The organism is Streptomyces sp. NPDC058000 (assembly GCF_042886435.1).
Classification (GTDB): Bacteria; Actinomycetota; Actinomycetes; order Streptomycetales; family Streptomycetaceae; genus Streptomyces.
Map to the genome: position 1 here is coordinate 46,842 of NZ_JBHVQS010000015.1, position 23,899 is coordinate 70,740.

Consider the following 23,899-nt stretch of genomic DNA (forward strand, 5'->3'; position numbering starts at 1 on the left):
GCGCCGTTCGCCGGCTCACCAGCCGGGCGGGGGCGCCGACGGTGGCGGCGGGGCGTGCCGTGGGCGCGCCACGTCCGGCCCGTCGCCGTACGCCACGGGCCGGCGTTCGCCCGCGGGGGCGTCCGGCGCGCCGGGCCGGGCCGCTGCGAGCAGGCCGCCGAGACCGGCGAGGGCCACCGACGTCGCGGCCACGAGGGAGAGTTGAGCGGCACCCGGGAGCCCGATCAGGTGCCCGAACGCGCCGCTGCGGCCGGCGACGGCGAGCCGGGCGCCGCCGTGGCCGAGCAGCAAGACCCCGGTCATCAGGGCGGCGGGTCGGGCCAGGGGCCCGGCGTAGCGCGGCGGTCGCGGCGGTCGCGGCCAGGAGGACCAGCGCGACGGCCGCCCAGGGCGACCGCGGGCCAGCGGCGCGGGCTGCCCTGGGCGCCGGGCCGGTGCCCGTGCGGCGGCGCCTCCTGGATCACGCCGTACGCCGCCGCGACCCCGGCGAGCGGACCCGGCGCCGGTCGCCGGCCGGCCGCGACGACCGCCAGCAGGAGCGCCGCGAACACCAGTTGGGCGAGTGCGGTGGCCTGCGCACCGGCCGTGAGCGTCCGTCCGGTCCCGGCGCCGGTCCGCGGTCCACAGGAGCGGCAGCCGCAGCAGTGCGGTGGCGGCCGCCAGGGACAGCAGTGCGCCCGGTGCCGTCGCGGCCCCGCGCCGGACGGCAAGGGCGGCCGCGAGCCCGCCCATGGCCAACACCGCGTCGTATACGGAGGCCGCTCGACGCGCCGTCGTCCCGGGTGCCGCGCCGAGCGACCCCGTCAGCACGTCGACCGGCCGCCCGAGGAGAACCAGGTCCCGGACGAGCCAGGCCGCACTGGTCGCGGCGAGCAGCAGGCAGCCCGTGATGGCGGCGCGGCGTGCACCGTTGGCGAGATGACGCGACCGCACTGTGGACACGAGCCGTCCCCCGTCCGTGTCGGTGGCCCACGGCGTACACAGCACCCTCGCATTCGTGAAGGCACCACCAAAGGTCTACTCCAATCTCGGCCCGCGGACAACAGACGCGGAGGGACCGAGGCGCGAAACACCCGCAAAACGGCGGTCGGCCGGGGGGCCACTGGCGTCCCCGGCCGACTTACGGCACCCGCACGGCCGTACGTTGCCCAGCATGGCGCGTCCGTATATCGGTGTTGCGACAGTCAAGTTGCCACCACGTTAAGTGGTGGTGGGTGATTTACCCCTGTATGCCGTGCATGACAGCCGCATGTCAAGCACGCCTAAGCGTCAATCTGCGCAATCTTCGCTCAAGAAGCGGACGACCTGTGCGGAAGCACACCGCATGCCCTTGACTCCGCTGTAAATCACTTGCGAAAGTCGCGCTCATCCAGCGGTGCGACCGGTGCCGCTTCACGTTCCAAGAGAACTCGGCGCGGGGGCACTTCGCGATGACTAGTCCATCCCAGACCGCGGCAGGCAAGTCCGATACCCCGGGACTTGCATCCAAGGGTCTGAAGAAGGAAAAGAAGGGCAAGGGCGGTGAGCTCGTCGGCCGTTCCCCCGGGCAGTTGATGTGGGCGCGCTTCAAGCGCGACCGCACCGGCATGATCTGCGGGATCGTCGTGCTCGCCTTCTTCGTCATCGCGGCACTGGCCCCGGTGATCGCCTCGATCTACGGCAAGAATCCGTACACGCTGTACGGCAGCGATAACCCCGGACTGCTGGACGAGTTCGGTTATCCGATGGGGTCCAACGGCGGTATCTCCGGCGATTTCTGGTTCGGTATCGAACCGTCACTGGGCCGTGATCTCTTCACTCAACTGCTGTACGGCATGCGGACCTCGCTCGGAATCTCGGTGGCGGTGACCGTCCTGGTGGTCGTCACCGGCACCATCCTCGGTGTCACCGCGGGATATCTGGGCGGCCGCACCGACTACTGGCTCGGCCGGGTCATCGACTTCCTGCTCGCCTTCCCCAGCCAGCTGACGTTCGTGGCGTTCATGCCCGTCGTGGTGGCGCTCTTCGTCGCGCCGGGCGACGAGACCCCGACCTACATCCGGGTGATCGCGCTGATCCTCGTGCAGTGGGCGCTGGGCTGGATGGGTCTGGCCCGACTCCTGCGCGGCCAGGTGCTGTCGCTGCGCGAGCGGGAGTTCGTCGAGGCGGCGAAGATCACTGGCGCCTCTCCCTGGCGGATCATCACCAAGGAACTGCTGCCGAACGTGGTGACCCCGATCCTCGTGCAAAGCACCTACATGCTCCCGCTGTTCGTGACGGCGGAGGCCGGCCTGTCCTTCCTGGGCGTCGGCATCATGGAGCCGACCCCGGACTGGGGGCGGCTGTTCCACACGGCCGGCATGGTGTACGAGAACGACCCGACTTTCCTGCTCTTCCCCGGCGCCGCGATGGTGATCTTCGTGCTCTGCTTCAACCTGCTCGGGGACTCGGTCCGGGACGCCTTCGACCCCAAGTCCGGTCGCTGATCGTCCACTTGACGGGGGGAGCTGTCACCCCCGCGCCGGTCGCGTACCGGATGCGTCAGACAGCACATCTGGGACAACGACTGACAGGCAGGTGCTTGGATCCTCATGAACGCACTCACTACGCGTAGAGCCCGTGCGGTACTCGTGGCCATGGCGGCCGGTTCGCTCGCCCTCACCGGTTGCAGCAGCGGCGGTGGCACGGGCAAGGACAAGTCGCAGACCGACAAGGACGCCGCGGCCCAGGCCAAGGCGGTGCCGCTGGGCAACGCCGCCCAGTCCACCGGCCCGGCGGCCCCGGTCGCGGGCGCCCAGCCCGGCGGCACCATCACCGTCTACCAGCGGGACAGCTACAACCACCTGGACCCGGCCCAGATGTACGTCAGCGACATGGGCGACCTGTCGAAGCTGATCTTCCGTGGCCTGACCACCTTCAAGCAGGACGACAAGGGCGACAAGACGGTCGTCGGTGACCTCGCCACCGACGCCGGCCAGATGTCCGACGGCGGCAAGACCTGGAAGTACACGCTCAAGGACGGCATCAAGTTCGAGGACGGCAAGCCGATCACCTCGAAGGACATCCGGCACACCTTCGAGCGGCAGTACGCCAAGTTCATCACCGAGGGCCCGACCTACGTCCAGCAGTGGCTGTCGGGTGAGGGCACGACCTACCGCAAGGCGCTGCCGGACGGTCCGTACAAGGGCGACCACCTGCCCAAGTCCGTCCTGGACACCCCGGACGACCACACCGTCATCTTCCACTTCCAGAAGCCGCAGACCCAGCTGCCCTACGCGCTGACGATGGCGGGCTACAGCGTCGTCCCGGACAGCGACAAGGACACCCAGGACAAGTACGACGTCGGGCCGGTCTGCGCCGGCCCGTACAAGATCTCGGACTTCAAGGCCGGCAAGTCCATGACGTTGGTGAAGAACACCAACTGGGACGCCAAGACCGACCCGATGCGCCACCAGTACGTCGACGGTTTCAGCATCACCTTCAACCACCAGGCGTCCGACTCCACCAAGCGGCTGATGGCCGACAAGGGCGTGGACCAGACCGCGATCAGCTTCACCAACGCCGTGGAGCCGACGCTCACCAAGCAGGTGCTGCAGGACGCCAGCGCCAGCAAGCGCCTGGTGCAGGGCTACCAGCCCTACGTCTGGCAGATGAACATGAACATGGACCGCATCAAGGACAAGAAGATCCGCGATGCGATCACCTACGCCATGCCCAACAGCCAGATCGTCCGGATCAACGGCGGCAGCTACGGCGGTGAGATCGCCGGCGGTCTGTTCGCCCCGACCGTCGCGGGCTACAAGAAGGGCTACGACCCCTACGGCAAGCTGTCCAAGCCCAACGGCGACCCGGAGAAGGCCAAGCAGCTCCTGAAGGAAGCCGGCAAGACGGGCATGAAGCTCGTCTACGCCTACTCCAACACCGAGATCCGGCAGAAGGAGGCCGTGGCGATCTCCGACGCGCTCGGCAAGGCCGGCTTCAACGTGCAGAAGAAGGAGGTCGACGCGGGCTCCTGGTACCAGCAGATGGGCAAGGTCGACAACGGCTTCGACATCTACATGACCGGCTGGGGCCAGGACTGGCCGGACGCCTCCACGGTGATCCCGCCGTCCTACGACGGCCGGCAGATCCAGGACGGTGCGGCCAACTACTCCCACGTCCGCGACCAGCACGTCAGCGACGAGATCGACCGCATCAAGAAGATCACGGACATCCAGCAGCAGACCCAGGAGTGGGAGAAGCTCCACCAGTACATCGTGGAGAAGATCGACCCGGCCACCCCGGTGTTCTACACCAAGAACCTTCAGCTGTACGGCTCGAAGATCGGTGGCGCCCGCTACAACACGGACGTCAACTACATCGACCCGACCACGCTGTTCGTCAAGAAGTAAGCACCGCATGAAGGCACTCCGGAGCGCGCGCACGGCGGGGCGCGCCTCCGGGGCCTTCCCGCCACCCCTCACCCCACTGCAGCCGCCGTCCTGAGAGCAGCGAATTGCCATGCTTCCCTTCCTACTTCGCCGGACGTTCGGCGCGGTCGTCACCCTCGTCCTACTGAGCGCCGTCACCTTCTTCGTCTTCTTCTCCGTGGGCGACCCCGCGATGATGGCCTGCGGCAAGAACTGCACCGCGGACAACATCGCCCTGATCCACCAGAACCTGGGCCTCGACAAGCCCCTTCCGACGCAGTACTGGGACTTCCTGGTCGGCGTCTTCGCCGGGCGTGACTTCAGCCTCGGCCACTGCAGCGCCCCCTGCTTCGGCTACTCCTTCGCCACCAAGCAGGACGTCTGGTCGACGATGATGGACCGGCTGCCGACCACCGCCTCGCTGGCCATCGGCGGTGCCGTGGTCTTCCTGGTGATCGGCCTGGGTGCCGGCCTGCTGGCCGCCTGGAAGCGCGGCACGCTGCTGGACAAGACGGTCACCGGCGCGTCGATGGTGCTCAGCTCGGTGCAGATCTACATCCTCGGCCCGATCGTGCTGGGCATCTTCGTCTACAGCGGCCTCATGGCGGCGCCCAAGTACGTGAACCTCACCACCAGCCCGGCCGGTTGGTTCATGGGCCTGCTGATCCCGTGGCTGGTGATGTCGACGATCTTCACCGCGCAGTACACCCGTATGTCGCGCTCGACGATGATCGAGCAGCTCCAGGAGGAGCACGTCCGCACCGCCAAGGCCAAGGGCATGCCGGCGCGTTACGTCTTCCTGCGGTACGCCTGGCGCGGTTCGCTGATCCCGATCGTCACCATCCTCGGCATGGACCTGGGTTCGCTGTTCGGCGGCGCGATGATCACCGAGTTCACCTTCCAGCTCGCGGGGCTGGGACGGTTGGCGATCGACTCCGTTACCACCCTCGACCTGCCCATGGTGCTGGGCGTGCTGGTCTTCAGCGCGGCCCTGATCCTGGTGTTCAACATCATCGTGGATGCGGCGTACGCGTTCATCGACCCGCGCGTGCGCCTGTCCTAGGAGAACCTGACGTGACCACACCCACCAAGACCGAGGAGACACCGGTCCCGAACGGATCCGGTACCGATTCCTTCCTCTCCGTCCGCGACCTGCATGTCCGGTTCTCCACCGAGGACGGCATCGTCAAGGCGGTCGACGGCCTCTCCTTCGACCTGGAGCGCGGCCAGACCCTGGGCATCGTCGGTGAGTCGGGCTCCGGCAAGTCCGTCACCAACCTCGCGGTACTGGGGCTGCACAACCCCAAGTCCACCGAGATCACCGGTGAGATCCACCTGGAGGGCCAGGAGCTCACCGGCGCCAAGGAGAAGACCCTGGAGAAGCTCCGGGGCAACAAGATGGCGATGATCTTCCAGGACGCGCTGACCGCCCTGTCGCCGTACTACACCGTCGGCCGGCAGATCGCCGAGCCGTTCATCAAGCACACCGGCGCCAGCAAGCGCGAGGGCCGGCAGCGGGCGATCGAGATGCTCGCCAAGGTCGGCATCCCGCAGCCCAATCTGCGGGTGGACGACTACCCGCACCAGTTCTCCGGCGGCATGCGGCAGCGCGCCATGATCGCCATGGCGCTGATCTGCAACCCGCAGCTGCTGATCGCCGACGAGCCGACCACCGCCCTGGACGTCACCGTCCAGGCGCAGATCCTGGACCTCCTCAAGGACCTCCAGCAGGAGTTCGGCTCCGCGATCATCCTGATCACCCACGACCTCGGCGTGGTCGCCAACACCGCCGACGACCTGCTGGTGATGTACGCCGGCCGGGCGGTGGAGCGCGGCTCGGTCAAGGAGATCCTCACCGAGCCCCGGCACCCGTACACCTGGGGCCTGCTCAGCTCGATGCCGCGGCTCTCCTCGGACGTCAACGAGGAGCTGCACCCGATCCCGGGCTCCCCGCCGAGCCTGCTCAACCCGCCGTCGGGCTGCGCCTTCAACCCGCGCTGCGCCTTCACCGCGGAGGTCGACGGCGGCCGTTGCACCACCGAGCGCCCGCCGCTGGCGCTGGGCCGGGCCGCCGCCTGTCACCTCACCGCCGAGCAGAAGCAGACCTTCTTCATCGAGCAGATCAAGCCCCGGCTGGGCTAGGGAGCTACCACCATGGCCAAGAACGACACCCTGCCCGCGCCCGGAGCCAGCGCGTCCACCCAGGGCGAACCCCTGCTCACCGCCGAGGGGCTGACCAAGCACTTCCCGATCTACGGCGGTTTCCCGTTCAAGCGGAAGGTCGGCGCCGTCCAGGCGGTCGACGGGGTGGACCTGACCGTCCACGCCGGCGAGAGCTTCGGTCTGGTCGGCGAGTCCGGTTGCGGAAAGTCGACCACCGGCCGGCTGCTGACCCGGCTGATGGAGCCGACCGCCGGCAAGGTCACCTATGCGGGCCAGGACATCACGCACGCCAACCGCAAGCAGTTGGCGCCGTTCCGCTCCGAGATCCAGATGATCTTCCAGGACCCGTACGCCTCGCTGAACCCGCGGCAGACGGTCGGCACGATCATCGGCGGCCCGATGGAGATCAACGGGATCAACCCGCCCGGCGGCCGGGAGAAGAAGATCCGGGAGCTCCTGGAGACCGTGGGGCTCAACCCCGAGCACTACAACCGCTTCCCGCACGAGTTCTCCGGCGGCCAGCGGCAGCGCATCGGGGTGGCCCGCGCGCTCGCCCTGAACCCGAAGCTGATCATCGCGGACGAGCCGGTCTCGGCGCTGGACGTCTCCATCCAGGCGCAGGTGGTCAACCTGCTCCAGGACCTCCAGCGCGAACTGGGCATCGCGTTCGTCTTCATCGCCCACGACCTGGCGGTCGTCCGGCACTTCAGCGAGCGGGTCGCGGTGATGTACCTCGGCAAGATCGTCGAGGTGGGCACCCGCGACGAGATCTACAACCGGCCGCGCCACCCGTACACCCACGCCCTGCTGTCGGCCGTGCCCGAGCCGAAGCTGGCGGAGGACGGCGAGGAGGACCGTCAGCGGATCCGGCTCGCCGGTGACGTCCCCTCCCCCGTCAACCCGCCGTCCGGCTGCCGGTTCCGCACCCGCTGCTGGAAGGCGCAGGAGAAGTGCGCGACGGACGAGCCGCCGCTGGTGCAGATCGGCGGCAACGGGGACGGTCACCTGACGGCCTGTCACTTCCCGGAGGAGCCGACGACCCACGGCGAGGACATCGTCCTGGACCCGGCGCTGGCGGCGATCGAGGAGTCGGCCGGCGCGGACGCGAAGAACGCCAAGGACGCCAAGAACGCCAAGAACGCCAAGGACACAGCGGACGGATCGGCGAACTGACCCGCCCCGCCCGTACGGCAGCGCCGGAGCCCGCTTCCCCAGGGAGGCGGGCTCCGCCGCGTTCCCGCGCCCTACTCGCTCGGCACCACCTGCCGCTCCTCCGCGAAGTGACAGGCCGAGGCGTGCCGCGCCGGGCCCTCGGTGTCCTGGAACGCCGCCGGGACCGCCAGTGGGGGCTCGACCCGCGCGCACAGCTCCTGCGCCTTCCAGCAGCGGGTGCGGAACCGGCATCCGGACGGCGGGTCGGCCGGGGACGGGACGTCACCGCTCAGCAGGATGCGTTCGCGGTGCGCACGGGCGTCGGGGTCGGGCACCGGGACGGCGGAGAGCAGCGCCTGGGTGTACGGGTGGGTGGGGTGGTCGTAGATCTGCTCGCCGGTGCCGAGTTCGGCGATCCTGCCGAGGTACATCACCGCGACCCGGTCGGAGAGGTGGCGGACGACGGACAGGTCGTGCGCGATGAAGACGTAGGAGAGCCCGAAGTCGTCCTGGAGTTGGGCCAGCAGGTTGACGACCTGGGCCTGGACGGAGACGTCGAGGGCGGAGACCGGCTCGTCCGCGACGATGATCTCCGGGCGGAGGGCCAGGCCGCGGGCGATCCCGATGCGCTGGCGCTGGCCGCCGGAGAACTGGTGCGGATAGCGGTTGATGAACTCGGGGTTGAGCCCGACGACCTCCAGGAGTTCCTGGACCCGGCGCCGGCGGTCCCCCTTGGGCGCCACCTCGGGGTGGATCTCGTAGGGCTCGCCGATGATGTCGCCGACCGTCATCCGGGGGTTCAGCGAGGTGTAGGGGTCCTGGAACACCATCTGGATGTTGCGGCGGACGGCCTTCATGGCGCGCCCGGACAGGTGGGTGATGTCCTCGCCGCGGTACCGGATGTGCCCGGCCGTCGGCCGCTCCAGCCCGACCAGCATCCTGGCGACGGTCGACTTGCCGCAGCCGGACTCCCCCACGATGCCGAGGGTTTCGCCCTGCCGGAGGTCGAAGGAGACCCCGTCGACCGCCTTGACCGCACCCACCTGCTTCTTGACCAGCACGCCCCGGGTGAGCGGGAAGTGCTTGACCAGGTCGCGGACTTCGAGGAGCGGTTCACCGGGCGCCATCGAGGGTCTCCTTCCAGAAGTGGCAGGCGCTGGCCCGGCCCGGTCCGGCTTCGTAGAGCGGCGGGCGGTCGGTGCGGCAGATGTCGCGGGCCAGTGGGCAGCGGGGGTGGAAGGCGCAGCCCGGTGGGACGGCGGTGAGGTTCGGCGGCAGGCCCTTGATCGCGTGCAGCTCCTGGCCCTTGTGTCCCAGGCGGGGCACGGACTCCAGCAGGCCGCGGGTGTACGGGTGCGCGGGCGCCTTGTAGAGCTGGTGGACGGAGGCGGTCTCGACGACCCGGCCCGCGTACATCACCGCGATGGTGTCGGCGACGTCGGCGACCACACCCAGGTCGTGGGTGATCAGGATCAGGCCCATCCGGTACTCCCGGCGCAGTTCCGCCAGCAGGTCCATGACCTGGGCCTGGACCGTGACGTCCAGGGCGGTGGTCGGTTCGTCCGCGATGATCAGGTCCGGCTCCAGGGCGAGCGCCATGGCGATCATGATGCGTTGGCGCATCCCGCCGGAGAACTGGTGCGGATAGTCCCCGACCCGCGCCCGGGCCGCCGGGATGCCGACCCGTTCCATCAGTGCCACGGCCTTGGCGCGGGCCTCCTTGCGGGACGCCCCGGTGTGCACCCGGAACATCTCGCCGAGTTGGGCGCCGACGCTGAGCACCGGGTTCAGGGCGGAGAGCGCGTCCTGGAAGATCATCGCCATCTTCGTGCCGCGGATCCTCCGGCGCTCCTCCTTGCCCAGGGTGAGCAGGTCGCGTCCCTGGAAGAGGATCCGGCCGCCGGTGACGAAGCCCGGCGGGGTGTCGAGGATGCCCATCACGGCCTGGGCGGTGACGGACTTGCCGGAACCGGATTCGCCGAGCACCGCCAGCGTCTGGCCGGCCGCCACGGTGTAGCTGACGCCGTTGACGGCCTTGGCCACCCCGTCCCGGGTGCGGAACTCCACCCGGAGGTCCTGGACGTCGAGCAGCGGCTCGGCCGGGGGTGTGCCGCCGTTGGTCATCTGACGCCTCCTCAGCGCAGCTTGGGGTCGAGGGCGTCGCGCACCGCGTCGCCGAGCATGATGAACGCCAGCACCGTGATGCTGAGCGCGCCCGCGGGCCAGAGCAGCATGTGGGGCGCGTTGCGGATGTGGGTGGAGGCGGCGGAGATGTCGATGCCCCAGGAGACGGTGGGGGGTTTGAGGCCCGCGCCGAGGTAGGACAGGGTGGCCTCCAGGGAGATGTAGGTGCCCAGGGCGATGGTGGCGACGACGATGACGGGGGCGATGGCGTTGGGCGCGATGTGCCGCAGCAGCATCCGCCCGTTGCCGGCGCCCAGCGCCCGGGCGGCCTGGACGTAGTCGTTCTGTTTGGCGGTGACGACCGAGCCGCGGGCGATCCGGGAGATCTGCGGCCAGCCGAGCAGCACGATGAAGCCGACCACCGGCCAGACGGTGGTGCTGGTGACCACGGACAGGAAGACCAGCCCGCCGAGCAGCACCGGGATGCCGAAGAAGATGTCGGCGAGCCGGGAGAGCAGGGTGTCCCACCAGCCGCCGAAGAAGCCGGCCAGGCCGCCGAGCAGGCTGCCCAGGAGGGCGGCGCCGGCGGTGGCGCAGGTGCCGACGGTGATGGAGGCGCGGGCGCCGTAGACGACCCGGGTGTAGACGTCCCGGCCCTGGGTGTCGTAGCCGAAGGGGTGGCCGGGCGTGGCGCCCTGTTGGGCCTTGGACAGGTCGGCGCGGTACGGGTTGCCGGTGGCGATCAGTTGCGGCCAGAGGGCGATGACCACCAGGAAGACGATGACCAGCGCGGAGACCACGAAGACCGGGTTGCGGCGCAGGTCGTGCCAGGCGTCGCTCCACAGGCTGCGGGGCCTGCCGGTGGGTTCGCCGCCCGGGGGCGGGGGTCCGGCGCCGGGGGCCCGGGCCAGGGATTCGGCCTCGCCGATGGCGAGTGCGGCGGTGCCGCCGTCGCCGTGGCCGATGGCTTCCTGGGGGACGTGCGGCTCACTCATAGCGGATCCTCGGGTCGAGGACGGCGTACAGCAGGTCGACCAGCAGGTTGGCGATCAGGAAGACCAGCACCAGGATCGTCACGAAGCCCACCACGGTCGGCGAGTTCTGCCGGAGGATGCCCTGGTAGAGCTGGTATCCGACGCCGTGGATGTTGAAGATCCGCTCGGTGACGATGGCGCCGCCCATCAGCGCGCCGATGTCGGTGCCGATGAAGGTGACCACCGGGATCAGGGAGTTGCGCAGCAGGTGGCGGGTGATGACCCGGTGCCGGGGCAGCCCCTTGGCGATGGCGGTGCGGACGTAGTCGGCACGGGCGTTCTCTGCGATCGAGGTCCGGGTCAGCCGGGTGACGTAGGCGAGCGAGACCAGCGCCAACACCAGTCCGGGCAGCAGGAGTTGACCCAGTGGCGCCTCGATGGCGACGGTCGGGGCGGCCCATTCCCACTTCACGCCGAAGACGAACTGGAGCAGGTAGCCGCTGACGAAGGTCGGTACGGAGACCACGACGAGGGTCAGGACCAGCACGGTGGTGTCGATGCCCCGGCCGCGCCGCAGTCCGCTGAACACCCCCAGTGCGATGCCCACCACCATCTCGATGACGATCGCGACCACGGTGAGCCGGAGGGTGATGGGAAAGGCCGAGCCCATCAGCTCGGTGACGGGCTGGCCGTTGAAGGCGGTGCCGAAGTTCCCCTGGAAGATCTGGCCCATGTAGTGCGGGTACTGCTTCCACAGCGGTTGGTCGAGGTAGAGGTCGTGGCGGATCTGCGCCGCGGTGGCGGGGTCCGGCGCCCGGTCGCCGAACATCGCCGCGACCGGGTCGCCCAGTGCGTAGACCATGAGGAAGATCAGAAAGGTGCTGCCGATGAACACCGGGATCATCTGGAGCAGCCGCCGGATCACATAACGTCCCATGAGCGCGCCTGCCTCCGCGGTCAGCCGACCGTGATCTGGTTGTAGACCGGCACGCTGAACGGATTGAGCCGCACATTGCTGATCCGGTCCGAATAGCCGCCGCTTCCGTTCTGGTACCACAGCGGAATGGACGGCATCTCGCGGGCGAGGATCCGCTCCGCGTCCTGGAATTTCGCCACCGCCTGCCGGGTGTCCGGGGCGGCGTTCGCCTGGTTGACCAGTTTGTCGAATTCGGGGTTGCTGAACTTCCCGTCGTTGGAGGAGGCGTTGGTGTAGTAGAGCGGCTGGAGGAAGTTCTGGATCAGCGGGTAGTCCATCTGCCAGCCGGCCCGGAACGGCCCGGTCAGCTGCCGGGCGCTGATCTTGTTGCGGAAATCCGCGAAGGTGCCGACGGGATTCCCCACGCACGCCTTGTCGTTCCCCAGCGTCTTGTTGATGCTGTTGCAGATCGCGTCGACCCAGTCCTTGTGCGAGCCGGTGTCGGCGTTGTACGTGATCGTCATCCGGCCGCCGGGAATTCCGCCGCCGTCCTTGATGAGCTGCCGGGCCTTGGCGGGGTCGAAGACGCAGCCGTCGCCGCAGACCCCCGTCTGGTAGCCGCCTTTGACCCCCAGGACCGGTGAGGTCCAGTCGGTGGCCGGGGTGCGGGTGTTCTGGAAGATCTCCTTGGTGATCTGGTGCCGGTCGATCGCCATCGACAGGCCGCGCCGCACCCGCTCCATCCCGGGCTTTCCCCAGTGCGGGTCGTACATGGGGAAGGTGAGGGTCTGGATGATGCCGGCCGGCTGGTTGAGATAGCGGTTGCCGAGGTCGGACCGGACGTTCTTCAGCTGGGCGGCCGGAATATCGTCCACCAGGTCCACGTTCCCGGCCTGGAGATCGGTGTAGGCGGTGTCGTTGTCGGTGTACACCCGCAGGTCGATCCCGCCGTTCTGCGCCCGGTCGGGACCCGGGTACCGCTTCCACTTCCGCATCTTCAGCACACTGCCCTTGGTGTACGAATCCACCAGGTACGGGCCGTTGCCGATCGGCCTCTTCAGCCAGCCGGCGTGGTCGCGGAAGAACGTCTGGGGCAGCGGCATGAACGCCGAATAGCCCAGGGTGTCCGGCCAGCTGGAGAATTTCTGGTTCAGCGTGACGGTGAAGGTGTGGTCGTCCTTCACCTGGAGCCCGGAGAGGGTTTTCGCGGTGGGTGAGCCCTGGTCCGGGTGCACCTTGTCGAAGCCGTCGATGTACTGGAAGAAGGACGCGTTCTTCTGCTTGTTGTCCAGCAAAGCGCCGTAATTCCAGGCGTCCACGAAGGACTTGGCGGTGACCTTCTCGCCGTTGCTGAAGGTCCAGCCGCGCTTGAGGGTCACGGTGTAGTGCCGCGCGTCCTGGGACTCGATCTTCTCGGCCAGGACGTTCTCCGCGGCGCCTGTCCCGGGGTTGTAGCGCTTGAGACCGCGCAGCAGCATTTCCAGGACCTTGCCGCCCTGCACCTCGTTGGTGTTGGCCGGCTCCAGCGGATTCTGCGGGTCTCCCCAGGAGGCGCTGACCACGGCGGAGCCGCCCGGCCCGGCGGTACCGCCCCCGCATCCGGTGGCCGCGAGGGCCGCGGCCCCCAGGCAGCCGGCCCACTTCGCGCGCACGGCTCCGCGCATGGCGCCTCCTTACGGGTCCGGACTCCGGGTCACGCGTCGTCACAGGGACCACGCGTAGCCCACATCAGAGCCCAAACCAGGGCATAGCGCACCCCGGCACCGGCCGCCACTGCTCCGAACCCCCGGGAAACCCCTCGGATGACCGACGCCGTACGGGCATACGGCGGCGCCCCGCCGGACCGTGTCCGACGGGGCGCCAGGAAGAACCGTGGTGGGGTCAGCCGTGCTTGGCGCGCGAGGCGCTGCGGCCGCGCTCCTTCTGGTCCAGGACGACCTTGCGGATGCGCACGGCCTCCGGGGTGACCTCGACGCACTCGTCGTCGCGGCAGAACTCCAGCGACTGCTCCAGGGAGAGCTTGCGCGGCGGCACGATCGCCTCGAAGGAGTCGGCCGAGGAGGAGCGCATGTTGGTGAGCTTCTTCTCCTTGGTGATGTTCACGTCCATGTCGTCGGAGCGCGAGTTCTCGCCGACGATCATGCCCTCGTACACCTCGGTGCCGGGGTCGGTGAACAGCACACCGCGCTCCTGGAGGTTGGTCATCGCGAAGGCGGTGACCGCGCCCGAGCGGTCGGCGACCAGCGAGCCGTTGTTACGGGTCGTCAGGGTGCCGAACCACGGCTCGTGGCCCTCGTGGATGGAGTGCGCGATACCGGTGCCGCGGGTGTTGGTCAGGAACTCCGTGCGGAAGCCGATCAGACCGCGGGAGGGGACGACGAACTCCATGCGGACCCAGCCCGAGCCGTGGTTGGACATGTTGTCCATCCGGCCCTTGCGGACACCCATGAGCTGGGTGACGGCGCCCATGTGCTCCTCGGGCACGTCGATGGTCATGCGCTCGACGGGCTCGTAGGTCTTGCCGTCGACCTGCTTGGTGACGACCTGCGGCTTGCCGATCGTCATCTCGAAGCCCTCGCGGCGCATCTGCTCGACCAGGATGGCCAGCGCCAGCTCACCGCGGCCCTGCACCTCCCAGGCGTCGGGGCGCTCGGTCTCCAGGACGCGCAGCGAGACGTTACCGATCAGCTCGCGGTCCAGGCGGTCCTTGACCTGGCGGGCGGTGACCTTGCGGTCCTTGACCGCGGCCTTGGCGCTCGCGCCCTTGCCCGTGCCGCCCCGGCCGACCAGCGGCGAGGTGTTGGTACCGATGGTCATGGAGATCGCCGGCTCGTCGACCGTGATCAGCGGCAGCGCGACCGGGTTCTCCGGGTCGGCCAGCGTCTCGCCGATCATGATGTCGGGGATACCGGCGACCGCGCAGATGTCACCCGGGCCGGCCTTCTCGGCGGGCTTGCGGGTGAGCGCCTCGGTCATCATCAGCTCGGTGATGCGGACGTTGGAGGTGCTGCCGTCACGCTTGATCCACGCGACGGTCTGGCCCTTGCGCAGCTCGCCCTGCTCGACGCGGAGCAGCGCGATACGGCCGAGGAAGTTGTCGGCGTCGAGGTTGGTGACGTGCGCCTGGAGCGGCGCCTCCTCCTCGTACGTCGGGGCCGGGACGTGCGCCAGGATGGTGGAGAAGAACGGCTCCAGGTTGGTGGAGTCCGCCGGGACGGTGCCGTCCTCCGGCTTGGTCAGCGAGGCGATGCCGTCACGGCCGCAGGCGTAGACGATCGGGAACTCGATCTGGTCCTCGTCCGCGTCCAGGTCGAGGAACAGGTCGTAGGTCTCGTTGACGACCTCGTCGATCCGGGAGTCCGGGCGGTCGGTCTTGTTGATGCACAGGATGACCGGCATCCGGGCCTGGAGGGCCTTGCGGAGCACGAAGCGGGTCTGCGGGAGCGGGCCCTCAGAGGCGTCGACCAGCAGCACGACGGCGTCCACCATCGACAGACCGCGCTCGACCTCGCCACCGAAGTCGGCGTGGCCGGGGGTGTCGATGATGTTGATCGTGATGGGCTCCCCGCCGTCCTTGGGGTGATACTTCACCGCCGTGTTCTTGGCGAGGATCGTGATGCCCTTCTCACGCTCCAGATCGTTCGAGTCCATCATGCGGTCGTCGAGGGACTCGGCGGCGTGCGCGGCGAAGGCGCCCGCCTGCTTGAGCATGGCGTCGACGATGGTCGTCTTGCCGTGGTCGACGTGGGCGACGATGGCGACGTTGCGGATGTCGTGACGTGTGGCGGACACGGCCATAGTGCGGCGCTTCTCCCGGAATCGTGGATGGCGGCGCGTACGGTCCGGTACGCGCGCCCGCCGGGCACAACTACGCCACGGCCTCACCCCATGGTACGGGGCTGCGGCGAGAACGGCCGCCTCAGCCCGTACGCAGCACCTCTGACCTGCGGTTTCTTACCAAAGATTAGCTCTGGCGTGGCCTTTACTTCGTGTAACCGATGTCCTGGAAGCGGGGAGTGACGAAGCCGAACGCGCCGATGTTGGCGAGCGTCTTCCGGGTGGCCACCAGCTCCGGCCGCTGATACAGCGGGATCGACCCGGCGGCCGCCCAGATGCGGGCGTCGGCCTGTTCGACCAGGGTGTGCGCGGCGTCCCCGTCCAGCTCCGAGGCGGCCTGGTCGAAGAGCTGGTCGATGTGGTCAGTGCCGACCCGGGTGTAGTTCTGCTCGACGGTCAGCGAGCCGTCCGGGGCCGGCTGCGGCTTGGCGAAGATCGGGCGGGCGTCGGTCGCCGGGAAGGCGGTGCCGGGCCAGGAGTACAGCGCCAGGTCGAAGTCGCCGGAGGCGATGTGGTCCTGGAAGTAGCTGGCGTCCGGGACCCGCTGGACGGTGGTCTGCACCCCGATCCGGTTCAGCATCCCGGCGATCCGCCGGCCCACGGTGCGCAGCTGCTCCGAGCCGGGCCCGTCGGGGAGGACGAAGCGCAGCGCCAACGGCCGGCCGTCCTTCTTCATCACCGGCGCCCGGTCGGGCGCCCGGCCGGCGGCGGCCGCCGGGGAGTGCCCGGTGCCGGCCTGCCGGGCGTGGAACAGGCCGGTGCCGGCCCGCAGGGCGGCGTGACCGGCCGCGGCCCCCGGCAGGTGCGGGGCCTGCCCGGTCTCGATCAGCTCGGCGGCGCCCAGCGCCTGCGCCGCCCGCTTCTTGTACCGCCGGTACTTCGCGTACGCCGAGGACCCGGTGTCCCCGGCGGCCGCCGCCTTCTCCTCGGCGGCCTCGGACTTGTAGAGCGCCGCGCTCTGCCGCAGCAGGGCGGCCTGCTGGACCTCGGAGCCGACCGCGCCCATGAAGGACAGCGGCGCCTCGGCGGCGGCCGGGCGGGCGTCGTCCCGGTCCGCGGCCGCGCCGGGCCGGTGCAGGTTGCGGCCGTCGTTCCCGGCATCGCCGTCCGCGGCGTACCCGTCGTCGGCCCGGTCCGGCGTGACCGCGCGGCCGGCGCCGGCCTGCTCCTCCTCCGCCGGCTGCGGCACGGCCGGGCCGGACGGCTTCCAGCCGGCGTCGGCGAGCAGCTTCTTGGCCGCCCCCGAGTCCGGGTCGCCGATCGCGTCGCTGTGGTCCTCGTAGCCGTGCTGCCCGGCCATCAGCAGGTGGTTGCCGAGCGGTTCGGCGGGCAGGTCCAGCGGCTTGAGGACGGTGTCGGCCAGCGCCTGCCGGTCGATGGCGCGGGCCACCGCGCGACGCACCCGCTGGTCGGCGAGCGGCCCGGCGCTGCCGTTGAGGGCGAGCTGGGTGTAGGCGGGCTCCAGGGCCTTGCGGAGGACGTAGCCGCGCAGCGCGGACTTCCTGGCGTGCGCGCCCTCGGCCTTGGCGTCCACGCCCTCGGCGGTGGCCGGCGCGGCGGCCTGGGCGACCTGCTTGGCGGCGCCCTGGTCGACCGCGGCGACGTCGACCGATCCGGCGGCCAGCGCCGCGGACCGCTTGTCCCGGGGCAGCGCGGTCAGCACCAGCCGGTCGAGCTTGGCCCGGTCGCCCCACCACGTGGGGTTGCGGACGAGGGTGACGGTGCCGCGGTCGGCGTCCCGCTTCTGCACCAGGAACGGGCCCGCCCCGACCGGGAGTCTCTCCCGCGCCGCGTCGTTGAAGGCGTTGGCCTCCCCCATCACGCCCTTGGGGTAGAGCGGGGTGAAGAGCGACTGCCAGTCGGCGTACGGGCGGGCGAAGGTGACCTTGACCTGGTGCGGTTTGGTGCCCGCCTCGACCTTGGCGATCCGGTCGTAGCCGGCGTTGCGGGCCGTCCAGTACGCGTTGTCCTTACCGCGCAGCGCGTTCCACTGGGCGAGGAAGTCCGCGGCGGTGATCGACCGGCCGTCGCTCCACCGCGCCTTGGGGTTGAGCTGGTAGGTGACGACCTGCCGGGGCTCGCGGGCGCTGACGTCGGCGGCGGCGAGGTAGTCGGCGTTGCGCTGCGGCCGGCCGTTGGCATCGAGGGTGAACAGGCTGGGCAGGACGGCTCCGGTGACCCGGGTGGTGGCCGCGTCGGCGTCGCTCTGGAAGGCGTTGAAGGTCCTGGGCAGCGTGTCGATCGCCCAGCGGACCGTGCCACCGTCCTTGACCGCCCCGCGCGGGGCCGGCGCGATGTCCTGGGACTGGGCGACGGAGGACGCGGTGTCACCCTCGCTGCAACCGGCCAGGACCGGCAGCGGGAGCAGCACCCCCACCGCGACGAGCGCGGCACAGCGGCGCCTCCGGCACACCGCGCCGCCCGAGCTGACGTGGTCGGTCATGGCTGTTCCCTCCGGCTCGCCCGCGCCGCGCCGAGCCGCAGTAACACGTCCGGCCGACTTTGCGGCTCATCACATCTATGGGCTCCCTACTGAAGGTGACCGTCCGCTTCGGGGTCGCCCGACACGTCGGGGACCCGCCGAAGGCCACCCACCCGGCCCAATCCCGGCCCCGCCGGCTGACGAACCACGGGGCGCGTCGACCGCTTCGCGCGCCCCCGTACCGGCTTCGCTCGCACCCGAGTTCGACGCTCCGTGGGGTGAAGCGGGTCCGGAACGCACCGGTTCGAGTCGTACTCGTGCCTGCCCCCTTCCCAAGCCCTACTGTGACGCGCGACACTCTCGGGCGCATGAGATCGCCCACCACACGTCACGAAGTGAGGGCATGTGATGTCCGTACAGGACGACTTGACGGCGGTTGAACGCAGCCTGGACGCCCTGGTCCAGGCAGTCGGAAAACTGGAGACACGGATCGGCGGCGGGCTGGACGTCCGTCGGGTCCGCAGCGACACGGACCACCTGCGGGAGAGCCTGGCGCTGCTCAAGCAGAGCCAGGCCGGCGCCCCGTCCGGCCGGCCCGCCGAACCCGCCAAACCCGAAGACGAGATGGTGCCGGTCCCCGACACCCCCTACAACGCCGCGCTGTGGACGGACGCCGAGGACGAGGGCCTGGGCGCCAAGGACCGGCACGCGCCGTAAGGACGGAGACGTAACGTTGGCCACTGGCATCGAACCCGCACCGCAATCGGGCGCAACCGGCGTGCACGATGCCTCGCGCGCCGCCATCCCCGCCCGCCATCTGCGCACCGACCGCTGGTGGCTGGCGCCGGCCGGCACCGCCGCCGGACTGCTCGCGTTCGTCGTCTACTCCACCTGGCGGGCGTTCGCGAACGCCGACTACTACCACGCCCCCTACGTCTCGCCGTTCTACTCGCCGTGCCTGGCGGAGAACTGCCACACCATGCGCGGCGGCCCCAACTGGGACGTCTTCGGCAGCTGGTGGGGCCTGTCCCCCGCCCTGCTCATCCTGATCTTCCCGCTGGGCTTCCGGCTGACCTGCTACTACTACCGCAAGGCGTACTACCGCGGCTTCTGGGCCTCCCCGCCGGCCTGCGCGGTCGCCGAGCCGCACCAGAAGTACACCGGCGAGACCCGCTTCCCGCTCATCCTCCAGAACGTCCACCGCTACTTCTTCTACTTCGCGGTGCTGGTCGCCGGCGTCCTCACCTACGACACCGCGCTGACCTTCCGCGACGCGCAGTACCACTGGGGCCATATGGGCCTGGGCTCGCTGCTCTTCCTCGCCAACATCGCGCTGATCTGGGCCTACACCCTCTCCTGCCACTCCTGCCGGCACATCGTCGGCGGCCGGCTGCGGCACTTCTCCAAGCACCCGGTGCGCTACCGGATGTGGGGCTGGGTCAGCAAGCTCAACGCCCGCCACATGCTGCTCGCCTGGTCCTCGCTGATCAGCGTGGCACTGGCGGACTTCTACGTCTTCCTACTGGCCAGCGGAGCGTTCGAGGACCCGCGCTTCTTCTGACGGACGACAGCCGAGGGCCGCCGAGGACAGCCGACAAAGCCCGAGAAAGCCCGCGGAAAACCGAAGAAAACCGAGGGAAGGTGTGCCGCTGATGGCGCATGTGGACCGGCAGACCTGGGACGTGGTCGTGGTGGGCGCGGGCGGCGCCGGGCTGCGCGCCGCCATCGAGGCCCGCGAGGCGGGCATGCGAACGGCGGTGATCTGCAAGTCCCTGTTCGGCAAGGCCCATACGGTGATGGCCGAGGGCGGCATCGCGGCCAGCATGGGCAACGCCAACGAGCACGACAACTGGCAGGTGCACTTCCGGGACACCATGCGCGGCGGGAAGTTCCTCAACCACTGGCGGATGGCCGAGCTGCACGCCCGCGAGGCCCCGGACCGGGTCTGGGAGTTGGAGACCTGGGGCGCGCTCTTCGACCGCACCCCGGACGGCCGGATCTCCCAGCGCAACTTCGGCGGCCACGAGTACCCGCGGCTGGCGCACGTCGGCGACCGGACCGGCCTGGAGCTGATCCGCACCCTCCAGCAGAAGATCGTCTCGCTCCAGCAGGAGGACGAGCGGGTCTCCGGCTCCTACGAGGAGGGGCTGAAGGTCTTCCAGGAGTGCACCGTCACCCGCGTTCTGAAGACGGACGGCAAGGTCACCGGCGTCTTCTGCTACGACCGGGAGTCGGGCCGCTTCTTCGTGCTGGAGGCGCCGGCCGTGGTGCTGGCCACCGGCGGCATCGGCAAGTCCTTCAAGGTGACCTCGAACTCCTGGGAGTACACCGGCGACGGGCACGCCCTGGCACTGCTGGCCGGCGCGCCGCTGATCAACATGGAGTTCGTCCAGTTCCACCCGACCGGGATGGTCTGGCCGCCGTCGGTCAAGGGCATCCTCGTCACCGAGTCGGTGCGCGGCGACGGCGGGGTGCTGCACAACAGCGACGGCAAGCGGTTCATGTTCGACTACATCCCGGACGTCTTCAAGGAGAAGTACGCCGAGACCGAGGCCGAGGGCGACCGCTGGTACGAGGACCCCGAACGCAACCGCCGACCGCCCGAGCTGCTGCCCCGCGACGAGGTGGCGCGGGCCATCAACGCCGAGGTCAAGGCGGGTCGCGGCTCCCCGCACGGCGGGGTCTTCCTGGACGTGTCGACGCGCATGCCGGCCGAGGTGATCACCCGCCGACTGCCGTCCATGCACCACCAGTTCAAGGAGCTGGCGGACGTGGACATCACCGCCGAGCCGATGGAGGTCGGCCCGACCTGCCACTACGTGATGGGCGGGGTGGAGGTGGACCCGGACACCGCGGCGGCGACCGGGGTGCCGGGGCTGTTCGCCGCCGGCGAGGTGGCCGGCGGCATGCACGGCTCCAACCGGCTGGGCGGCAACTCCCTCTCGGACCTGCTGGTCTTCGGCCGCCGCGCCGGGCTGTACGCGGCCGAGTACGTCAGCGAGCTGCGCGCCCGGCCGGCCCCCGAACCGCACGAGATCGACGCCGCCGAGGCCGAGGCGCTGCGCCCGTTCAGCGCCGAGGACGGCCGCGGCCCGGCGGAGAACCCGTACACCCTGCACCAGGAGCTCCAGCAGTCGATGAACGACCTGGTCGGCATCATCCGCCGGGAGGGCGAGATGGCCGAGGCGCTGGATCGGCTGGCGAAGCTGCGGGCGCGGGCCCGGCGGGCCGGCGTGGAGGGCCACCGGCAGTACAACCCGGGCTGGCACCTCTCCCTCGACCTGCGGAACATGCTGCTGGTCAGCGAGTGCGTGGCGCGGGCGGCCCTGGAGCGCACCGAGAGCCGCGGGGGGCACACCCGGGACGACCATCCGGAGATGGACCGGCGCTGGCGCAACGTCAATCTGGTCTGCCGACTCGCCGACGCCCGGGCCGAGTCGGGCGATCCGGATCCGGCGCTGGGGCAGATCCGGCTCTCCCGCCGCGAGACCCCGCCGATCCGCCGCGATCTCCTCGAACTCTTCGACAAGGACGAGCTGGTGAAGTATCTGACGGACGAGGAGCTGAGCCGGTGAGCGAGCGACAGGCGGAGCAGCGTTCCGGCGCCTACCAGGCGCGTTTCCGGGTGTGGCGGGGCGACGCGGACGGCGGCGCGCTGCGGGACTTCGAGGTGGAGGTGCACGAGGGCGAGGTGGTGCTGGACATCATCCACCGCCTCCAGGCGACCCAGGCACCGGACCTCGCGGTCCGCTGGAACTGCAAGGCCGGCAAGTGCGGTTCGTGCAGCGCGGAGATCAACGGACGGCCGCGGCTGATGTGTATGACCCGGATGTCGGTCTTCGGGCGCACCGAGACCATCACCGTCACCCCGATGCGGACCTTCCCCGTCCTGCGTGACCTGGTCACCGACGTCTCCTTCAACTACACCAAGGCGCGTCAGGTCCCGTCGTTCGTCCCGCCCGCCGAGCTGGGGCCGGGCGAGTACCGGATGAAGCAGGAGGACGTGAACCGGTCACAGGAGTTCCGCAAGTGCATCGAGTGCTTCCTGTGCCAGAACACCTGCCATGTCGTCCGGGACCACGAGGAGAACAAGACGGCCTTCGCCGGCCCGCGGTTCCTGATGCGGATCGCCGAGCTGGACATGCACCCGCTGGACGCCGCGCCGGCCCGCGGGCTGGACCGCAAGCGCACCGCGCAGGACGAGCACGGACTCGGCTACTGCAACATCACCAAGTGCTGCACGGAGGTCTGCCCCGAGAACATCAAGATCACCGACAATGCGCTGATCCCGCTGAAGGAGCGCGCCGCGGACCGCAAATACGACCCCCTGGTGTGGCTCGGGAACAAGATCCGACGCCGGACGGAATGACCCGCCGGACGCCCAAGTAGCCCCACTTGCAGCATTTCTGACGCAGCATCACATGGCCGAAAACATCCTTACGGCGGATTCGAACAGCCGCGGTATAAGAACGGAATGAATCTTCCAAGATTAAACCGGCGACGGGTCCTGGCCGGCCTGAGCACGGTCCCCCTGGCCGCCGCGGCCGGCTTCCCCGAACTCGCCCAGGACCGCCCCGACCGCCCGACGGAGGCACCCGGCCGCCGTCGGACCACCCTGCTGCGCGGCGCCGACCTGGTCCTCACCATGGATCCCCGCGTAGGTGAAGGCCCGCTCGGCCAACTGGAGAACGGCGTCGATGTGCTCCTCCGGGACGGCACCGTCGCCGCCGTCGGCCGCGCCCTGACCGCCCCGGACGGCGCCCGCGTGCTGGACGCCCGCGGCAGGATCGTGCTGCCGGGCTTCGTCGACCTGCACAACCACCTGTGGCAGTCCAGCATCCGCGGTGGCTGTTCGAACGAGGACCTCTACGGCTGGCTGGGCGACTGCAACCGCGCCACGCTTCCCAAGATCGGCCCCCAGGACATGTACCGCTTCGTCCACCTGGCGGCGCTCGACGCCCTCCAGACGGGCGTCACCACCCTCGTCGACTGGGTGCACCCCATCCCGTACGACACCAGCGAGCGCTACATCAGGGCGCTGGACGACTCCGCTCTGCGCTTCGTCTACGCCTCGACGCAGAGCGCCGCCGACGCCCACCTCATCCCCAAGATCAAGAAGGACTTCCTGGACCCGCTGCCGCTGGCCTCCGTCCAGGTCTCCGCGCACGCCGGGATGGGCCAGATCAAGCAACTGCGCGCGCTCTACGCGGTCGCCCGCGACCTGGGGGTGATGTTCAACTCGCACGTCCTGGAGAACCACGGCGACCGCAAGGACGACCCGATCCGCTCGCTGCGCGAGATCGACGCGTTCGGCCCGAACCTGCTGATGAACCACGCGATCCACCTCACCGACGAGGAGATCGCGCTGACCGGCGAGCACGACGTGCGGATCGCGCACTGCCCGCTGAGCAACATGCGCCTGGCGCCCGGGATCTGCCCGCTGCCGGCGTTCCACCAGCACGGCGTCAAGGCCGGGCTCGGCCACGACGGCGGGACCAACGACACCTCGGACATGTTCAACGTGATGAAGGCGGCGGTCGGCCTCCAGCGGGCCCGCCACGAGGACGCCGGGATCCACCCGACCATCCCGGCGGTGCTGCGGATGGCGACCCTGGGCGGTGCGGAGGCCATCGGGATGGCGGACCGGGTCGGTTCGCTGACCCCGGGCAAGCGAGCCGACGTCGTCGTCCTCGACCCCGGCACGCTCAACTTCGCCCCGCGCTTCGACTGGACCAGCCAGATCGTCCTCAACGGCCAGCCGCCGAACGTCAGCGAGGTCTTCGTCGACGGCTACCTGCGCAAGTCACAGGGCGCGCTGCTGCACGTCGACACCGAACGCGTCGTCCGCGAGGCCGAACTGGCCGCCGCCCACCTCCACAACGCCTGACCCGCCCCACCGCACCCGGGTCCGTCCACCCGGGTC

The 23,899-nt window shown here is 69.8% G+C and carries 18 protein-coding genes; 10 read left to right on the top strand and 8 right to left on the bottom strand.

Annotated elements, in window-relative coordinates; genetic code table 11:
- Positions 1 to 15: 15 nt before the first annotated feature.
- A complete protein-coding gene (locus ACFVT2_RS17475) occupies positions 16 to 942 on the bottom strand; it encodes a hypothetical protein (protein ID WP_390018268.1) in 927 nt (308 codons plus the stop codon).
- A gap of 488 nt (positions 943 to 1,430) precedes the next feature.
- On the opposite strand from ACFVT2_RS17475, the gene ACFVT2_RS17480 reads away from it, so the two are divergent.
- The 5 genes from ACFVT2_RS17480 to ACFVT2_RS17500 all read left to right on the top strand — a co-directional run bounded on the left by ACFVT2_RS17480 (position 1,431) and on the right by ACFVT2_RS17500 (position 7,724).
- The gene (locus tag ACFVT2_RS17480; RefSeq protein ID WP_390018271.1) at positions 1,431 to 2,465 is read left to right on the top strand and encodes an ABC transporter permease; all 1,035 of its coding nucleotides are present in this window, start codon (positions 1,431 to 1,433) and stop codon (positions 2,463 to 2,465) included.
- A gap of 105 nt (positions 2,466 to 2,570) precedes the next feature.
- Complete coding sequence (locus tag ACFVT2_RS17485; protein ID WP_390018274.1) at positions 2,571 to 4,370, top strand: ABC transporter substrate-binding protein; 1,800 nt, start codon at positions 2,571 to 2,573, stop codon at positions 4,368 to 4,370.
- Between the two features lie 109 nt (positions 4,371 to 4,479).
- Positions 4,480 to 5,451, top strand: coding sequence for an ABC transporter permease (locus ACFVT2_RS17490; RefSeq protein WP_390018277.1), 972 nt, complete (start codon positions 4,480 to 4,482; stop codon positions 5,449 to 5,451).
- 11 nt (positions 5,452 to 5,462) lie between these two features.
- Positions 5,463 to 6,530: an ABC transporter ATP-binding protein gene (locus ACFVT2_RS17495; protein WP_390018280.1), complete on the top strand. Its 1,068-nt coding sequence runs from the start codon at positions 5,463 to 5,465 to the stop codon at positions 6,528 to 6,530.
- Positions 6,531 to 6,542: 12 nt separating this feature from the next.
- The gene (locus ACFVT2_RS17500) at positions 6,543 to 7,724 is read left to right on the top strand and encodes an ABC transporter ATP-binding protein (RefSeq protein WP_390018283.1); all 1,182 of its coding nucleotides are present in this window, start codon (positions 6,543 to 6,545) and stop codon (positions 7,722 to 7,724) included.
- Positions 7,725 to 7,795: 71 nt separating this feature from the next.
- Here the strand turns inward: ACFVT2_RS17500 and ACFVT2_RS17505 are convergent, their stop codons facing one another.
- The 7 genes from ACFVT2_RS17505 to ACFVT2_RS17535 all read right to left on the bottom strand — a co-directional run bounded on the left by ACFVT2_RS17505 (position 7,796) and on the right by ACFVT2_RS17535 (position 17,997).
- Positions 7,796 to 8,830: an ABC transporter ATP-binding protein gene (locus tag ACFVT2_RS17505; RefSeq protein ID WP_390018286.1), complete on the bottom strand. Its 1,035-nt coding sequence runs from the start codon at positions 8,828 to 8,830 to the stop codon at positions 7,796 to 7,798.
- On the bottom strand, positions 8,817 to 9,827 hold the full coding sequence (locus ACFVT2_RS17510; protein ID WP_390018289.1) for an ABC transporter ATP-binding protein: 1,011 nt from the start codon (positions 9,825 to 9,827) through the stop codon (positions 8,817 to 8,819). The genes ACFVT2_RS17505 and ACFVT2_RS17510 overlap by 14 nt, the downstream gene beginning before the upstream one ends.
- Positions 9,828 to 9,838: 11 nt before the next feature.
- Positions 9,839 to 10,822 (bottom strand): ABC transporter permease, encoded by a 984-nt coding sequence (locus ACFVT2_RS17515; RefSeq protein ID WP_390018292.1) that lies wholly within the window; start codon positions 10,820 to 10,822, stop codon positions 9,839 to 9,841.
- Positions 10,815 to 11,738 (bottom strand): ABC transporter permease, encoded by a 924-nt coding sequence (locus tag ACFVT2_RS17520; RefSeq protein ID WP_390018295.1) that lies wholly within the window; start codon positions 11,736 to 11,738, stop codon positions 10,815 to 10,817. Before ACFVT2_RS17520 ends, ACFVT2_RS17515 begins: the two co-directional genes overlap by 8 nt.
- Before the next feature lie 20 nt (positions 11,739 to 11,758).
- Complete coding sequence (locus tag ACFVT2_RS17525; protein WP_390018298.1) at positions 11,759 to 13,381, bottom strand: ABC transporter substrate-binding protein; 1,623 nt, start codon at positions 13,379 to 13,381, stop codon at positions 11,759 to 11,761.
- 217 nt (positions 13,382 to 13,598) lie between these two features.
- The gene (typA, locus tag ACFVT2_RS17530; protein ID WP_390018301.1) at positions 13,599 to 15,515 is read right to left on the bottom strand and encodes a translational GTPase TypA; all 1,917 of its coding nucleotides are present in this window, start codon (positions 15,513 to 15,515) and stop codon (positions 13,599 to 13,601) included.
- 184 nt (positions 15,516 to 15,699) lie between these two features.
- On the bottom strand, positions 15,700 to 17,997 hold the full coding sequence (locus tag ACFVT2_RS17535; protein WP_390018304.1) for an ABC transporter family substrate-binding protein: 2,298 nt from the start codon (positions 17,995 to 17,997) through the stop codon (positions 15,700 to 15,702).
- Between the two features lie 387 nt (positions 17,998 to 18,384).
- Between ACFVT2_RS17535 and ACFVT2_RS17540 the strand changes: the two genes are divergently transcribed.
- The 5 genes from ACFVT2_RS17540 (at position 18,385) to ACFVT2_RS17560 (ending at position 23,863) form a co-directional block, all read left to right on the top strand.
- A complete protein-coding gene (locus ACFVT2_RS17540) occupies positions 18,385 to 18,693 on the top strand; it encodes a hypothetical protein (protein ID WP_390018307.1) in 309 nt (102 codons plus the stop codon).
- A 16-nt stretch (positions 18,694 to 18,709) separates the two neighbouring features.
- The gene (locus tag ACFVT2_RS17545; RefSeq protein ID WP_390018310.1) at positions 18,710 to 19,537 is read left to right on the top strand and encodes a hypothetical protein; all 828 of its coding nucleotides are present in this window, start codon (positions 18,710 to 18,712) and stop codon (positions 19,535 to 19,537) included.
- A 91-nt stretch (positions 19,538 to 19,628) separates the two neighbouring features.
- Entirely contained in the window at positions 19,629 to 21,551 is a 1,923-nt protein-coding gene (locus ACFVT2_RS17550; protein ID WP_390018313.1) for a fumarate reductase/succinate dehydrogenase flavoprotein subunit, read from the top strand.
- The gene (locus tag ACFVT2_RS17555; protein ID WP_390018316.1) at positions 21,548 to 22,345 is read left to right on the top strand and encodes a succinate dehydrogenase/fumarate reductase iron-sulfur subunit; all 798 of its coding nucleotides are present in this window, start codon (positions 21,548 to 21,550) and stop codon (positions 22,343 to 22,345) included. The genes ACFVT2_RS17550 and ACFVT2_RS17555 overlap by 4 nt, the downstream gene beginning before the upstream one ends.
- Before the next feature lie 105 nt (positions 22,346 to 22,450).
- Complete coding sequence (locus ACFVT2_RS17560; protein WP_390018319.1) at positions 22,451 to 23,863, top strand: amidohydrolase family protein; 1,413 nt, start codon at positions 22,451 to 22,453, stop codon at positions 23,861 to 23,863.
- Positions 23,864 to 23,899: the final 36 nt, after the last annotated feature.

What these genes read in the sequence shown, in the direction of transcription:
- ACFVT2_RS17525 (WP_390018298.1), bottom strand. Translation starts at nt 13,381, where the DNA reads ATGCGCGGAGCCGTGCGCGCGAAGTGGGCCGGCTGCCTGGGGGCCGCG.
- ACFVT2_RS17490 (WP_390018277.1), top strand. Translation starts at nt 4,480, where the DNA reads ATGCTTCCCTTCCTACTTCGCCGGACGTTCGGCGCGGTCGTCACCCTC.
- ACFVT2_RS17510 (WP_390018289.1), bottom strand. Translation starts at nt 9,827, where the DNA reads ATGACCAACGGCGGCACACCCCCGGCCGAGCCGCTGCTCGACGTCCAG.
- ACFVT2_RS17515 (WP_390018292.1), bottom strand. Translation starts at nt 10,822, where the DNA reads ATGAGTGAGCCGCACGTCCCCCAGGAAGCCATCGGCCACGGCGACGGC.
- ACFVT2_RS17520 (WP_390018295.1), bottom strand. Translation starts at nt 11,738, where the DNA reads ATGGGACGTTATGTGATCCGGCGGCTGCTCCAGATGATCCCGGTGTTC.
- ACFVT2_RS17500 (WP_390018283.1), top strand. Translation starts at nt 6,543, where the DNA reads ATGGCCAAGAACGACACCCTGCCCGCGCCCGGAGCCAGCGCGTCCACC.
- ACFVT2_RS17540 (WP_390018307.1), top strand. Translation starts at nt 18,385, where the DNA reads ATGTCCGTACAGGACGACTTGACGGCGGTTGAACGCAGCCTGGACGCC.
- typA (WP_390018301.1), bottom strand. Translation starts at nt 15,515, where the DNA reads ATGGCCGTGTCCGCCACACGTCACGACATCCGCAACGTCGCCATCGTC.
- ACFVT2_RS17560 (WP_390018319.1), top strand. Translation starts at nt 22,451, where the DNA reads ATGAATCTTCCAAGATTAAACCGGCGACGGGTCCTGGCCGGCCTGAGC.
- ACFVT2_RS17505 (WP_390018286.1), bottom strand. Translation starts at nt 8,830, where the DNA reads ATGGCGCCCGGTGAACCGCTCCTCGAAGTCCGCGACCTGGTCAAGCAC.
- ACFVT2_RS17535 (WP_390018304.1), bottom strand. Translation starts at nt 17,997, where the DNA reads ATGACCGACCACGTCAGCTCGGGCGGCGCGGTGTGCCGGAGGCGCCGC.
- ACFVT2_RS17480 (WP_390018271.1), top strand. Translation starts at nt 1,431, where the DNA reads ATGACTAGTCCATCCCAGACCGCGGCAGGCAAGTCCGATACCCCGGGA.
- ACFVT2_RS17550 (WP_390018313.1), top strand. Translation starts at nt 19,629, where the DNA reads ATGGCGCATGTGGACCGGCAGACCTGGGACGTGGTCGTGGTGGGCGCG.
- ACFVT2_RS17485 (WP_390018274.1), top strand. Translation starts at nt 2,571, where the DNA reads ATGAACGCACTCACTACGCGTAGAGCCCGTGCGGTACTCGTGGCCATG.